The organism is Roseivivax sp. GX 12232 (assembly GCF_021272185.1).
In the GTDB taxonomy this organism is placed as follows: Bacteria; Pseudomonadota; Alphaproteobacteria; order Rhodobacterales; family Rhodobacteraceae; genus Roseivivax.
In genome coordinates this window covers 1-12746 of record NZ_JAJSEC010000012.1, presented here as the reverse complement: position 1 = coordinate 12746, position 12746 = coordinate 1, and the positions used below count along the sequence as shown (strand labels likewise).

Below are 12746 nucleotides of genomic sequence, written 5' to 3'. Positions count from 1 at the left end.
CGGGCCCAAGTGCGCCTTGTGTGGGGGGCTTGGGGCCGGAGCCCGGAGCCCTAGCCCTTCCGGGCCCGCGCCTCAGCGGGTCGGAACCGGCGTCTCGCCCCGGTAGTCGTAGAAGCCGCGCTGGGTCTTGCGGCCAAGCCAGCCGGCTTCGACGTATTTCGACAGGAGCGGGCAGGGCCGATACTTGCTGTCGCCCAGCCCGTCGTGCAGCACGTTCATGATCGCCAGGCAGGTGTCGAGCCCGATGAAATCCGCCAGCGCCAGCGGCCCCATCGGGTGGTTGGCGCCGAGCTTCATCGCCTCGTCGATCGAGCTGACGTTGCCGACGCCCTCGAGCAGCGTGTAGACCGCCTCGTTGATCATCGGCATCAGGATGCGGTTCACGATGAAGGCGGGGAAATCCTCGGCCGAGGCGGCGGTCTTGCCCAGCTTCTCGACCACGGCGAGGCAGGCCTCGTAGGTCTCGCGGTCGGTGGCGATGCCGCGGATCAGCTCCACCAGGCTCATCACCGGCACCGGGTTCATGAAGTGGAAGCCCATGAACTTCTCGGGCCGGTCGGTGCGGCTGGCGAGCCGGGTGATCGAGATCGAGGAGGTGTTCGAGGTCAGGATCGTGTCGGGCCCGAGCGCCGGCACCAGGGTCTCGAAGATCTTGGTCTTGATCTCCTCGCGCTCGGTCGCGGCCTCGATCACCAGGTCGGTGCGGCCGAGGTCGGTCAGCGTCTCGGTGGTGGCGATGCGGCTCAGCGCGGCGTCGCGGTCCTCGGCGCTGATCTTCTCGCGGCTGACCTGCCGGTCGAGGTTGCGGGTGATCGTCGCGACGGCCTGTTCGAGCGCCTCGCCGCTGATGTCGTTGAGCAGCACGTCATAGCCGGCCACCGCCATCACATGCGCGATGCCGTTGCCCATCTGTCCCGCGCCGACGACGCCGACGGTCTTGATTTCCATGGCCTGCCTTTCCGTTGTCCGGGCGAAGATACGCCCCGTCATCACCGGATCACAAGGCGTGCGCAACCCGGATTCCCGCGCCCCGTCCGGCATTAACCGATCGGAAAGGCGAATCGGTCAGCCTCGGTGCCGGGTGAGCTTGTTTTGGGGATGAAAATGGACAACACCGTTTTTCGGTGCGGGCTGGATTATGCGCCGTGCCATTATGGAACTAGCCGCGTGGCCTTTCGCGGACCGAAACCTGCGCTGACGGGGGGCTATGTGGCCTGCCTCGGCGGATCCGAGACCTTCGGACGCTTCCTGGCGCGGCCCTTCGCCGCCCAGCTCTCGGACCGGCTGGGCCGGCCCTGCCTGAACCTCGGACAGATCAACGCCGGCCTGGACCTCTATCTCGGGGATGCCGAGGTGCAGCGCCTCGCCGACGGGGCCGAGGCCGTGGTCCTGCAGGTCGTCGGCGCGGCCAACCTCTCGAACCGCTACTACCGGGTGCATCCGCGCCGGAACGACCGGTTCCTGACCGCCTCGCCGGAGCTGCGCGCGCTCTACCCCGAGGTGGATTTCGCGCTGATCAGCTTCGTCGGCGCGCTGATCGCCAAGCTGATCGAGACCGATGCCGAGCGGTTCGCGCTGGTGCAGGCCGAGCTGCAGGCGGTGTGGTCGCGCCGCATGGCGCGGCTCATCGCCCGCATCGCGGCACCGGTCTGGCTGCTCTGGCTCTCCGAGGCCCCGCCGCCCGAGCGCGCCCGTCCGGGCATGGCCGGGCTCTGCGAGCCGGCCTTCGTGACCCGCTCCATGCTCGAGGCGCTCGCCCCGGGCGTGGCCGGGATGATCGAGGTGCTCGAACCCGCCGCGGCGCATGACACCGCCGGCATGGTCTTCTCCGCCGCCGAGATGCCGCTGGCACGGCGCTCCTTCAGCCTCGGCGCCCACGCCCGCTCCGCCCAGGCGCTGGCGGGCGCGATCGACATGGCGATGGCGGCCTGAGGAGAGGGCAGGTCTGAACGGGGAGGGCGCCGCGAGGCGCCCTTTTCTGTGTGCGGGGCTGCAGCGTTTTTGAGAATGCTGGGTGGAACCCGGAGGGTCAGACCGTCTCCCACCTCTCAAAGGAGGGCGCGCGGCGGACCGGGGGCCGGCGCTGCTGACCTCTGAGCGAGGCGCTTTATGGCAGCAAGGTCAGGGCTAGAGACGATCTAAGCGCACCACCCACAAGAGCGCCGGCCCATCGGGCCGGTCCGGCGCGCGCCCGGCACCTTCGGTGCTATTCGGGCGCAAGAAGGGACGGTTGTGCTGGGTGGTTCTGCGAGTTCCGGTGCGGGTGTGCTGGGTGGCTCTGAGAGTTCCGGTGCGGGGTTGCTGGCGGCGTTGTCAAGCCGGGGCGGGAGCCAACGGTGGGCGCCTCATGGCCCGTCAACGAACCTCACTGTCCCACAAACGCACCTCACCGGCCCGCCTATGAACCTCCCTGACCCACAAACGCTCCTCACCACTCGCCAACCAACCTCACCACTCCCCCCAACGAAAAAGGCCCGCCGTTCCCCGGCGGGCCTCTCTCATTCATCCCAAGCAAGCGCCCTTCAGCGCCCGCGGAAACCTCACAGCTTCTCGGTCAGCTCCGGGACCAGCTCGAAGAGGTCGCCCACCAGGCCGTAGTCGGCGACCTGGAAGATCGGCGCTTCCTCGTCCTTGTTGATCGCCACGATCACCTTGCTGTCCTTCATCCCCGCGAGGTGCTGGATCGCGCCGGAGATGCCGACGGCGACATAAAGGTCAGGGGCCACCACCTTGCCGGTCTGGCCGACCTGCCAGTCGTTCGGGGCGAAGCCCGAATCGACCGCGGCGCGGGAGGCGCCGACCGCCGCGCCGAGCTTGTCGGCGAGCTTCTCGATGATCGCGAAGTTCTCCTCGGAGCCGACGCCGCGGCCGCCGGAGACCACGATGCCCGCCGAGGTCAGCTCGGGCCGGTCGCTCTCGGCCATCTTGTCCTCGACCCATTCCGAGACCGCCGGGTCCTCGCCCTTGGCGACATCCTCGAGCGCGGCCGCGGCCTGGTCGCCCGCCGCCTCGAAGGTCGAGGTGCGGATCGTCAGAACCTTGGTCGCATCGGCGGATTTCACCGTCTGCACGGCGTTGCCGGCGTAGATCGGGCGCTCGAAGGTGTCGGCGTCGACGACGCCGGTCACATCGGTCAGCACCATGACATCCAGGAGTGCGGCGACCCGCGGCAGGATGTTCTTGGCATCGGTCGTCGCCGGCGCCGCGATATGGCTGTAATCGCCCGCGAGCGACACGATCAGCGCCGCGACCGGCTCGGCCAGGCGGTGGCCGTAAAGCGCGTCCTCGGCGACCAGCACCTTGGCGACACCCTCGATGGTGGCGGCTTCCTCGGCGGCGGCCTTGGCCGACGCGCCCACGGCCAGGAGCGTCACGTCGCCCAGGTCACGGGCGGCGGTCACGGCCTTGGCGGTCGCGTCGCGCGACAGGTGTCCGTCGTTGATTTCGGCAAGCAGAAGAACGGCCATTACACGACCCCCTTGTCTTTCAGCTTCGTCACCAGCTCGTCGACCGAGCCCACCATCTCGCCGGCGGCGCGCTCCGGCGGCTCGGAGGTCTTCACCACCTCGAGGCGCGGGCTGGCGTCGACGCCGTAGTCCTCGGGGGTCTTCTCCTCGAGCGGCTTCTTCTTCGCCTTCATGATGTTCGGCAGCGAGGCGTAGCGCGGCTCGTTGAGGCGCAGGTCGGTGGTCACGATGGCGGGCAGCTTGACCTTGATGGTCTGCAGGCCGCCGTCGACCTCACGCGCCACGGTGGCGTGGTCGCCCTCGATGTCGAGCGTGTTGGCGTTGGTCGCCTGCGCCCAGCCGGTCAGCGCCGCCAGCATCTGGCCGGTGGCGTTGAGGTCGTTGTCGATGGCCTGCTTGCCGCAGATCACCAGGCCGGGCTCTTCCTCGGCGATCACCTTGGAGAGGATCTTCGCTACGGCGAGCGGCTCGATGTCCTGGTGCACGTCGTCGGCGGCGGTCACCAGGATCGCGCGGTCGGCGCCCATGGCGAGGCCGGTGCGCAGGGTCTCCTGCGCCTGCTTCACGCCGATCGAGACCACAATGACCTCCTCGGCCTTGCCGGCCTCCTTCAGGCGGATCGCCTCTTCCACGGCGATCTCGTCGAAGGGGTTCATCGACATCTTGACGTTGGCGAGGTCGACACCCGTGCCATCCGCCTTCACGCGGACCTTCACGTTGTAGTCGATCACCCGTTTGACAGGCACGAGTACCTTCATCGGCGTGCTCTCCCTTGGATCGGGCATGCCGCGGGGGACATGCCTTGATGAATTTCATCAGAGGTGTAGCGTGCCGCTGCCGCCTTCAACAGGGGGAAATCGACGCATCTCCTGCGCGGAACGTCGCGTTTTTCGGCCCTGTTGGGCGCTAACCTTGCGTCAGACGCAAGAATCAATCGCAGATGCGCCGAAGCGCCCGCCACTCCACCTCGCTCAGGAGCGGGCGCGGGGAATAGCCCCCGGGCACCGCCGCCTCGGCCGCGGCGATGCGGTCGGCGAGGTCGGGATGCGACATGAAATGCGCCATGATCTCGGGGGGCTCGCCGTCGAGATCGCGGAAGGTGTCGAACATCCGCCCCAGCGCCGCGGGCGAGAGCCCGGCGTTCAGGAGCATCTCGTGGGCATAGGCGTCGGCGCCGGTCTCGGCGGCCTGGCTGTATTGCGCCTCGATCAGCTGATTGGCGAGGAAGAGCACCGCGGCCCCCCCGGCGAAATCCCCGAAGATCAGCCCCAGGACCCCGATCGAGCCCGCCGAGCGCAGGGCGTGGCGGGTCGGGTCGCGGCTGACCACATGGCCGACCTCATGGGCGAGGACGGCGGCGACCTCCTCGGCACTGCCGGTCTCTTCGAGGAGCCCGCGGAACAGCACCACGAAGCCGCCGGGCAGGGCGAAGGCATTGACCATCTCGTGGTCGAGCACATGCACTGACAGTTCCTGCGGCAGCTCGGTGCCCAAAGCCAGCCGGTCGCGGATCGTGTCGAGCGCGGCCCGGCCCTCGGGGGCATCGCAGAAGGCGACGGGCTCGAAGTCTTCCGACAGCGCGCCGCGGATCTGCTCGAGCGTGACCTCGCCCAGGGCGCGTTCACCCTCGGGCGGGATGAACCGCGCGAGCTGGTCGGCCATGAGCGGCACCAGGACGAAGATGATCAAGGCGACCGAGGCCAGCGCGCCCGCGGCCCAGGCGGCGATCACCTTGCGGTTGCCCACCGGCGCGCGGCGGCGTCGGTCGGGCAGATGCGGCACCAGGCTGCGGTCGGTCATCACCAGCCGCGCCAGGGGATCGTCGGCGCGGTGGAAGATCACCAGGTCGCCGCCGGCGGTGTCCGGGAGCTCGCGGATCTCGGACAGGGGCCAGCGCAGCGTGCGGCCCGCGACATCGAAGACCAGCGCCTTGAGCGGCAGGTCGATGGCGAGCGTGACGGGATGCGGCATCGCCGTCTCGCCGTCGTAATAGGTGGCGGGGGCGGAGAAGGGCTCGGGCTCGGGCCCGACGCGGATGATCGTGTCGCGGCTCATGGGCGGGCCCTCTGGGTGGCGTGATCGGCCAATTGCGCCGTGGGGCGGGCCGTCAGCGCGACATGGCCGACCGCCGGCACAACAGCGGGGCGGAAGGCCCGGGCCCGGCTCACAGCGAGGCCCCCACGTCCAGCGCCTCGGCAAAGCCCTCGGCCTGGTGGGCCTCGTCGCGCGGTCGCTGGCGCACGGCCGATAGCCCCTGCGGCTCGGCCACGCCCAGGTGCAGCGCGTAGTGGCGCAGGATCGGCAGGGTCACGAAGACCTGCCGGAAGGCGCCCCAGAGCAGGAAGATCGAGAAATAGAGCGCCACCGACAGCGCGATCAGCGCCGCATCGGGCAGGCCGGTCAGCAGCGTCGCGGCCTCGCCCAGTTCCAGCTCGTCGATCAGCGCCAGCGCCTGCACGCCCAAAAGCGCCGCGCCCAGCAGCGCGAGCGGCACCGAGACCAGAACCACGGTGACCAGGTATCCCAGCCCGGTGATCACCATGACCCGGAAGGCGCTGGGATCGAAGGTCAGCCGCGCCCCGCCGAGGCGCTTGTGCTCGGTCAGGCGGCGCAGCGTCTCGACCCGGTAGTAGACCAGCCCGTAGAGCCCCGCGACCAGCGCCCCGACCATCAGCGGCGCGCCGAGCGGCAGCCCGGAATAGAGGCTCGCGGTGGCGCAGAGCCCCAGCACGAGCGCCAGCACGATCCAGCGCAGCGCCGGCAGAAGCATGGTCCAGCGGCCCTCCTGGACCATGCGCTCATCGCCGAAGAAGGTCCGGTCGGCCTTGTATTTCTCGAGCCAGAAGGTCATCCGCGGCCAGAGAAGGCCGAGGCTCAGAAGCGTCAGGAGCCAGTGCCAGAGCGCCCGCCCCGCATAGCCCCAGGCGCCGGGTTCGAGCCCGAAGCGCAAGCCGCGCCAGCGGGTCCGCGCCAGGATGTAGCGCCGCGCGCGATACTGGGCGTAGAACCACAGCGGCACCACGCCCAGAAGGCTCAGCGCATAGGCCGCGGCATTGCCCTGGAAGAGCGAGAAGCTGAGGAACATCAGCACCAGGTTCACCAGCCCGATGTAGAAGGCCAGGATCACCACCGCCACGAGGAAGCCAAGCAGCTTCTCCCAGGGGTCGCCGACATATTCGAGGGGGTGGCCGCCGGGCCGGATCGCCGACCAGTACCAGCGGCGCAGGCGGGTCTTCATCCAGAAGCGGTAAAGCCCGAGGGTCAGGACGGTCAGCGCGCCGGTGCGGAGCGCCAACCAGAAGAGCGCCCCGCGCCGGCCCGAGAAGCCGGTCGCGAGGGCAGGGTTCGCCTCAGTTGAAGCGGTTGTCGCGGGGGAAGCCCCGGGGGGCCATCCGTCCGGCGCTGGCCCGCTTGGCGATCCATTCGTCAAGCTCGGGGCGTTCGACGCTGCGGGTGCGGCCTGCGGGGTCGAACCACGAGAGGCCCTGCGCCAGGGTGAAGGTCTTCGCATCCGACAATCCCCCGTCCTTGTATTTCTGCAGCCGCACGCCCTTGCCGCGGGCCATCTCGGGCAGCTCCTCGAGCGCGAAGACCAGGACCTTGCGGTTCTCGCCCACGACCGCGACCGCATCGCCCGAAACCGGGGTCACGACCCGGGCCGAGACCTCGCCGCGCAGGTTCAGCACCTGCTTGCCGGCGCGGGTCTGGGCGACGATCTCCTCTTCGGGCACGACGAAGCCGTCGCCCGCAGAGGAGGCCACCAGCAGTTTCTGGCCGGGGCGGTGAATGCGGATGTCCAGGATCTCGGCCTCGTTCGGCAGATCCACCGAAAGGCGCAGGGGCTCGCCCATGCCGCGCCCGCCGGGCAGGTTGGCGGCGGCCAGCGTGTAGACCCGCCCGTTGGTCGCGAAGACCAGGAGCCGGTCGGTCGTCTCGGCGTGGAAGGTGAAGCGCGGGCCGTCGCCGTCCTTGAACTTCAGCTCGCGGTTCAGGTCGATATGGCCGGTCAGGGCGCGGATCCAGCCCATCTGGGAGCAGACCACGGTGATCGGCTCGCGGTCGATCATCGCCTCGATCGGCACGTCCTCGACGCTGCCGGCCTCGGCGAAATCGCTGCGGCGGGCGCCGCCGGCGTAATCCTTGCCGAAGGTCTTCTTGGTCTCGCGCAGCTGGTCGGCGATGCGGCCCCATTGCAGGCTCTCGCTGTCGAGCAGGTCCTCGAGGCCCGCGCGCTCTTCCATCAGCCGGTCGCGCTCGGCCACCAGCTCCAGCTCCTCGAGGCGGCGCAGGGAGCGCAGGCGCATGTTGAGGATCGCCTCGGCCTGCACCTCGGTCAGCCCGGTCTCGGAATCGCCGCGGGCCGGCGCCGGCGAGACGTAATCCGACTCGTCATTGGCGCGGACATGGTCGCGGCCCCAGTCCTCGCGGCAGAGCGCGGCCTTGGGGTCGGCGTCGTAGCGGATGATGTCGATCACCCGGTCGAGGTTGAGGAAGGCCACGATCAGGCCTTCGAGCACCTCGAGCCGGTGGTCGATCTTCTCCATCCGGTGCTGCGAGCGCCGGATCAGCACCTCGCGGCGGAAGTCGAGGAAGGCGCGCAGCACCTCCTTGAGCGAGCAGACCTGCGGGGTCACCCCGTCGATCAGCACGTTCATGTTGAGGCTGAACTTCACCTCCAGGTCGGAGTTCTTGAACAGCATCCCCATCAGGATCTCGGGGTCGACGTTCTTCGAGCGCGGCTCGAGGACCATGCGGATGTCCTCGGCGCTTTCGTCGCGGATGTCGGCGAGGATCGGCACCTTCTTGGTCTGGATCAGCTCGGCCAGCCGCTCGACCAGCTTGGACTTCTGCACCTGGTAGGGGATCTCGGTCACCACCACCTGCCATTGGCCGCGGTCGAGCTTCTCGACCTGCCACTTGGCGCGCAGCCGGAAGGAGCCGCGGCCGGTGCGATAGGCCTCGGCGATGCTCTCGCGGGGCTCGACGATGGTGCCGCCGGTGGGGAAGTCGGGCCCGGGGATGTAGTTCAGAAGCGTGTCGTCGCGGGCGTCCGGCGTCTTGATCAGATGCAGGCAGGCGTCGACCAGCTCGGAGATGTTGTGCGGCGGGATATTGGTGGCCATGCCCACCGCGATGCCCGAGGCCCCGTTGGCCAGGAGGTTCGGGAAGGTCGCGGGCAGCACCACCGGCTCGGTCAGCGTGCCGTCGTAATTCGCCCGGTAGTCGACCGCGTTCTCGTTCAGCCCGTCGAGCATGGCCTCGGCCACCACGGTCAGCCGCGCCTCGGTGTAGCGCGAGGCCGCCGGGTTGTCGCCGTCGATATTGCCGAAGTTGCCCTGGCCGTCGACCAGCGGGTAGCGCACCGCGAAGTCCTGCGCGAGCCGCGCCATGGCGTCGTAGATCGCCGCGTCGCCGTGGGGGTGATAATTGCCCATCACGTCGCCCGAGATCTTCGCCGATTTGCGGAAGCCCCCCGAGGAGGAAAGCCGAAGTTCCCGCATGGCAAAGAGAATCCGCCGGTGCACCGGCTTCAGCCCGTCGCGCGCATCCGGCAGGGCGCGGTTCATGATCGTCGAGAGCGCATAGGTCAGGTAGCGCTCGCCGATCGCCCGCCTCAGCGGTTCGGCCACGTTTCTGTCGTTCATATTGGGGTCGAGCGCGTCGTCATCCATAAATCCTGTGATACCGCCGCCAAGCGGCACCGGCAAGCAAGGAGCGGCCCGCTGCGCGGAACCTTTTTGATGTCTTTCTGGTTAAGGAATTGCTCTCAGCGGGATCTCGCCGACATCTGCCGGCGGCGGTGATCTCAAAATTTCAAACCATCTGGGGAGGGTCCCGTGACCCGGTTCATTCTGCTGACATTCGCTTTTCTTGGTTGGACCTATTGGGAGATGTCCGGGGGCGCGGACTTCCAGCCCGGAGACCGCCAACTGGCCCAGCAGGAGACAAGCGCGGGCGGGATGATCGCGGCCGCCGAGGCCGGCGCGCCCAAGGTGTCGCGCGCCGCGACCGGCGCGGCGGAGCTGACGCGGATTTCCGCCTCGGCCGCGCAGGCCAGCGCCGAGCCCGCGGTGGCACGGACCTCTGATGCCGCGGAGGCCGGCGGCACCGCCGAGGTGCAATTCGCGAGCTTCGAGATGCCCTCCGAGCCCACGCCCGCGCCGAGCCCGCGCGCCGAGGAAGGCTGGACCCAGACCGACGCTTTGGCGCTGACCCGCCGCGACCCGAGCCGCGCCCTGCCGGGCCCGAGCGCGGGCACCCGCGTGACCTCGACCGAGGAGATGACCCCCAGCCGCGACCTGCGCCGCGTTGACGGCAGCCGCGTGAACCTGCGCCAGGGCCCGGGCACCCGCCATTCGGTGCTAACCCAGCTCTCCGAGGGCCAGGAGGTCGAGGTGCTGCGCCAGGAAGGCGGCTGGCTGAAGCTGCGCGTGGTCGAGACCAGCCGGATCGGCTGGATGGCCGACTACCTGGTGACCGCCGCGCGCTGAGCGCGGCGCCGGCCGGGCGGCGCCCAAGCCCCGTTGCCACCGCGCCGCCGAGCCGCCAGAAGGGAGCCATGTCACAGCCCCGCTCGCTTCTCATCACCGGCGCCTCCAGCGGCATCGGTCTCGACGCCGCCCGGCGCCTCGCCGCCGAGGGCTGGCAGGTCTTCGCCGCCTGCCGCAAACCCGAGGATTGCGCCGCCCGCGAGGCCGAAGGGCTCGCCGCCCCGCGTATCGACTACGAGGACCCCGCGACTTTCGCCCCGGCGCTGGAGCAGGTTCTGGCCGCGACCGGCGGCACCCTCGACGCGGTCTTCCACAACGGCGCCTATGCGATTCCCGCCCCGCTCGAGGACGTCCCGCAGGCCGGCATGGAGGCGATCTTCCAGGCCAATTTCCTTGGCTGGCACGGGCTCACCCGCGAGATCCTGCCCGTCATGCGGGCGCAGGGGCACGGGCGCATCGTGCTCAATTCCTCGGTCCTGGGGCTCGTGGGCGTGAAATGGCGCGGCGCCTATTGCGCGACCAAGTTCGCGCTCGAGGGCTGGGCCGACGTGCTGCGCCTCGAGATGGCGCCCGAGAACATCCACGTCAGCCTGATCGAGCCCGGCCCGATCCGCAGCCGCTTCCGCGAGAACGCCATCCGCGAATTCGAGCGCTGGGTCGACTGGCGCGCCTCGCCGCGCGCCGGGCAATACCGCGAGAGCCTGCTCGACCAGCTCTACAAGGGCTCGGGCGGCAACCGCTTCGAGCTGGGCCCCGAGGCGGTCACCGAGAAGCTCTGCGCGGCGCTGACCCAGCCCCGGCCGAAACCGCGCTATTATGTCACCACGCCGACCCACGCCATGGGCGCGCTCAGACGGCTCCTGCCCACGCGGGCGCTGGACCGGGTGCTCGACAAGGGGTGAGGGCTCGGCGCAGTGTGGACATCGCGGCGCGCGGGCCTAGGTCTCGGCGCCGAGAAGTTCCGCCGTCCGAACCGCGAGGGGTGCCCCATGCTCAACGATCCGCTTTTCATCATTACCGCCATCGTCATGCTTGCCGTGGTGGTGATCCTGCTGGTCGGCATCGGCGGTTTCGCCAAGGGCGGTGAGTTCAACCGGAAACATGCCAACAAGGTCATGCGTCTGAGGATCGCCGCGCAGTTCGTGGCGGTGCTCCTGATCCTGCTCTTCGTCTGGCTGCAACGCGGAGGCTGAGCCCCATGGTCGTGCTGAACAAGATCTACACCCGCACCGGCGACGCCGGGGAAACCGCGCTGGGCGACGGCAGCCGGATCGCCAAGCATTCGCCGCGCGTGGCGGCCTACGGCACGGTCGACGAGTTGAACGCCGTGGTCGGCGTGGCGCGGCTGCATGCCGAGGACGCGCTGTCCGAGCAGCTCTCGCGCATCCAGAACGACCTCTTCGACCTGGGCGCCGATCTCTGCCGGCCCGACATGCACCGCGACGAGGAGGCGGGCCACCCGGTCCTGCGCATGATGCCCTCGCAGACGGAACGGCTCGAGACCGAGATCGACGCGATGAACCAGCGGCTGGAGCCGCTGCGGAGCTTCATCCTGCCCGGCGGCACGCCGCTCGCCGCGCATCTGCATCAGTGCCGCACCGTGGCCCGCCGCGCCGAGCGCAAGGCCATCGAGCTGGCCGCAGTGGAGGGCGTGAACGAGGCGGCGGTGACCTATCTCAACCGGCTCTCCGACTGGTTCTTCGTCGCCGCGCGGATCGCCAATGACGAGGGCCGCGCCGACGTGCTCTGGAAGCCCGGCGCCAACCGGTAAGAACGGCGGCGCGCCGGGGTGTGCCGCATCGGGCGGGCTGAGGTCCGCCCGGCTCAGCCGTATGTCGCGCATCTATCCGACCCCGCCCCGCGACGACCCAGACGGCACGCGCCTCACGGCTCGAACGCCCCTCGCAGCCCATGCGCCCGGCGACACCCCCCAGCCCCCCGTCATTGCCCCCTCCCGGCCCATTCGCTAAGGATCGTGCGGAGCACAATCCGAGAGGTCCGCGCGCCGTGACGATCCGTTTCCTTCCCGCATTCGCCCTCTGCGCCCTCCTGGCCGCCTGCGCCGACGGGGCGCGCGAGCTGCGCCAGCCGGTGGAGCCGATCGGCGATTTCAAGATGGGCCATGGCATCGTGGTCGCCCCGAACATCGTGAAGGGCCCGGCCTCGCGCGACGCCAGCGACGAGGAATGGATCGAAGCCGTCGACGCCGCCATCGAGGAGCGCTTCCGCCGCTATCAGGGCGACGCCTTCTATCACCTCGGCATCTCGGTCGAAGGCTATGTCCTCGCGCAGCCGGGCATCCCGTTGGTCTTCTCGCCGAAATCGGTGCTGATCGTGAACGTCACGGTCTTCGAGGACGCCACGGGCCGCAAGCTCAACGAGGAGGCCAAGCAGCTCACCGCGCTCGAGGCGCCCTCGGCCGAGACCATCGTCGGCTCGGGCGTGACCCAGAGCAAGGCCGAGCAGATGGAGAATCTCTCCAAGAACATCGCGCTGGTGATCGAAAGCTGGATGCGCAAGGAGATGCGCGCCCAGGGCTGGTTCGGCGGCCCCGAGGCGGGCCGCCCGGTGACCCCTGCCGCCCCCGCCGACGCCCCCGAGGCCCCGGCAGAGCAGGGCTCCGACCCCGCCGCCGCGGCGGTCTTCGCGCCCACCGATGAGCCGGAGGTCACCGCGCCCGGAGGCTGAGCCGAACATCGGCTTGATTTTCCCGCGCCGAGACAATATCCCGCCCGCGATGCGAACCGGGCCGGTTCTGGCCCCTTTGAAACACGAGGCGTCTGACAAG

12 protein-coding genes are annotated in these 12746 nt (G+C 69.5%); 6 read left to right on the top strand and 6 right to left on the bottom strand.

What is annotated here, in order from left to right; translation table 11 throughout:
• Positions 1-72 precede the first annotated feature (72 nt).
• Positions 73-948, bottom strand: coding sequence for a 3-hydroxybutyryl-CoA dehydrogenase (locus LR948_RS16795; protein ID WP_232755245.1), 876 nt, complete (start codon positions 946-948; stop codon positions 73-75).
• Positions 949-1098: 150 nt separating this feature from the next.
• Between LR948_RS16795 and LR948_RS16790 the strand changes: the two genes are divergently transcribed.
• Positions 1099-1932, top strand: a complete 834-nt coding sequence (locus LR948_RS16790) for a DUF6473 family protein (protein WP_370634998.1) — start codon at positions 1099-1101, stop codon at positions 1930-1932.
• Positions 1933-2540: 608 nt separating this feature from the next.
• Here LR948_RS16790 and LR948_RS16785 read toward each other — a convergent pair.
• The 5 genes from LR948_RS16785 to LR948_RS16765 form a co-directional block, all read right to left on the bottom strand.
• On the bottom strand, positions 2541-3467 hold the full coding sequence (locus LR948_RS16785) for an electron transfer flavoprotein subunit alpha/FixB family protein (protein ID WP_232755243.1): 927 nt from the start codon (positions 3465-3467) through the stop codon (positions 2541-2543).
• Entirely contained in the window at positions 3467-4225 is a 759-nt protein-coding gene (locus tag LR948_RS16780; RefSeq protein WP_232755242.1) for an electron transfer flavoprotein subunit beta/FixA family protein, read from the bottom strand. The genes LR948_RS16785 and LR948_RS16780 overlap by 1 nt, the downstream gene beginning before the upstream one ends.
• A 172-nt stretch (positions 4226-4397) precedes the next feature.
• A complete protein-coding gene (locus LR948_RS16775; RefSeq protein WP_232755241.1) occupies positions 4398-5522 on the bottom strand; it encodes a M48 family metallopeptidase in 1125 nt (374 codons plus the stop codon).
• Positions 5523-5631: 109 nt separating this feature from the next.
• Positions 5632-6897 (bottom strand): DUF898 family protein, encoded by a 1266-nt coding sequence (locus LR948_RS16770; protein WP_255703039.1) that lies wholly within the window; start codon positions 6895-6897, stop codon positions 5632-5634.
• A complete protein-coding gene (locus LR948_RS16765; protein WP_232755239.1) occupies positions 6818-9139 on the bottom strand; it encodes a DNA topoisomerase IV subunit A in 2322 nt (773 codons plus the stop codon). The genes LR948_RS16770 and LR948_RS16765 overlap by 80 nt, the downstream gene beginning before the upstream one ends.
• A 165-nt stretch (positions 9140-9304) precedes the next feature.
• Here LR948_RS16765 and LR948_RS19055 point away from each other — a divergent pair, with 165 nt between their 5' ends.
• The 5 genes from LR948_RS19055 (at position 9305) to LR948_RS16740 (ending at position 12646) form a co-directional block, all read left to right on the top strand.
• Complete coding sequence (locus LR948_RS19055) at positions 9305-9958, top strand: SH3 domain-containing protein (RefSeq protein ID WP_232755238.1); 654 nt, start codon at positions 9305-9307, stop codon at positions 9956-9958.
• A 68-nt stretch (positions 9959-10026) separates the two neighbouring features.
• Positions 10027-10860 (top strand): SDR family NAD(P)-dependent oxidoreductase, encoded by an 834-nt coding sequence (locus LR948_RS16755; protein WP_232755237.1) that lies wholly within the window; start codon positions 10027-10029, stop codon positions 10858-10860.
• An 87-nt stretch (positions 10861-10947) separates the two neighbouring features.
• Positions 10948-11151: a twin transmembrane helix small protein gene (locus LR948_RS16750; protein WP_232755236.1), complete on the top strand. Its 204-nt coding sequence runs from the start codon at positions 10948-10950 to the stop codon at positions 11149-11151.
• Between the two features lie 5 nt (positions 11152-11156).
• Positions 11157-11729 (top strand): cob(I)yrinic acid a,c-diamide adenosyltransferase, encoded by a 573-nt coding sequence (locus LR948_RS16745; RefSeq protein ID WP_232755235.1) that lies wholly within the window; start codon positions 11157-11159, stop codon positions 11727-11729.
• 236 nt (positions 11730-11965) lie between these two features.
• Complete coding sequence (locus LR948_RS16740) at positions 11966-12646, top strand: hypothetical protein (RefSeq protein ID WP_232755234.1); 681 nt, start codon at positions 11966-11968, stop codon at positions 12644-12646.
• Positions 12647-12746 lie beyond the last annotated feature (100 nt).

Coding starts and splice junctions, on each gene's coding strand:
- LR948_RS16795 (WP_232755245.1), bottom strand. CDS start 948: ATGGAAATCAAGACCGTCGGCGTCGTCGGCGCGGGACAGATGGGCAAC.
- LR948_RS16790 (WP_370634998.1), top strand. CDS start 1,099: ATGAAAATGGACAACACCGTTTTTCGGTGCGGGCTGGATTATGCGCCG.
- LR948_RS16750 (WP_232755236.1), top strand. CDS start 10,948: ATGCTCAACGATCCGCTTTTCATCATTACCGCCATCGTCATGCTTGCC.
- LR948_RS16745 (WP_232755235.1), top strand. CDS start 11,157: ATGGTCGTGCTGAACAAGATCTACACCCGCACCGGCGACGCCGGGGAA.
- LR948_RS16780 (WP_232755242.1), bottom strand. CDS start 4,225: ATGAAGGTACTCGTGCCTGTCAAACGGGTGATCGACTACAACGTGAAG.
- LR948_RS16755 (WP_232755237.1), top strand. CDS start 10,027: ATGTCACAGCCCCGCTCGCTTCTCATCACCGGCGCCTCCAGCGGCATC.
- LR948_RS16765 (WP_232755239.1), bottom strand. CDS start 9,139: ATGGATGACGACGCGCTCGACCCCAATATGAACGACAGAAACGTGGCC.
- LR948_RS16775 (WP_232755241.1), bottom strand. CDS start 5,522: ATGAGCCGCGACACGATCATCCGCGTCGGGCCCGAGCCCGAGCCCTTC.
- LR948_RS16785 (WP_232755243.1), bottom strand. CDS start 3,467: ATGGCCGTTCTTCTGCTTGCCGAAATCAACGACGGACACCTGTCGCGC.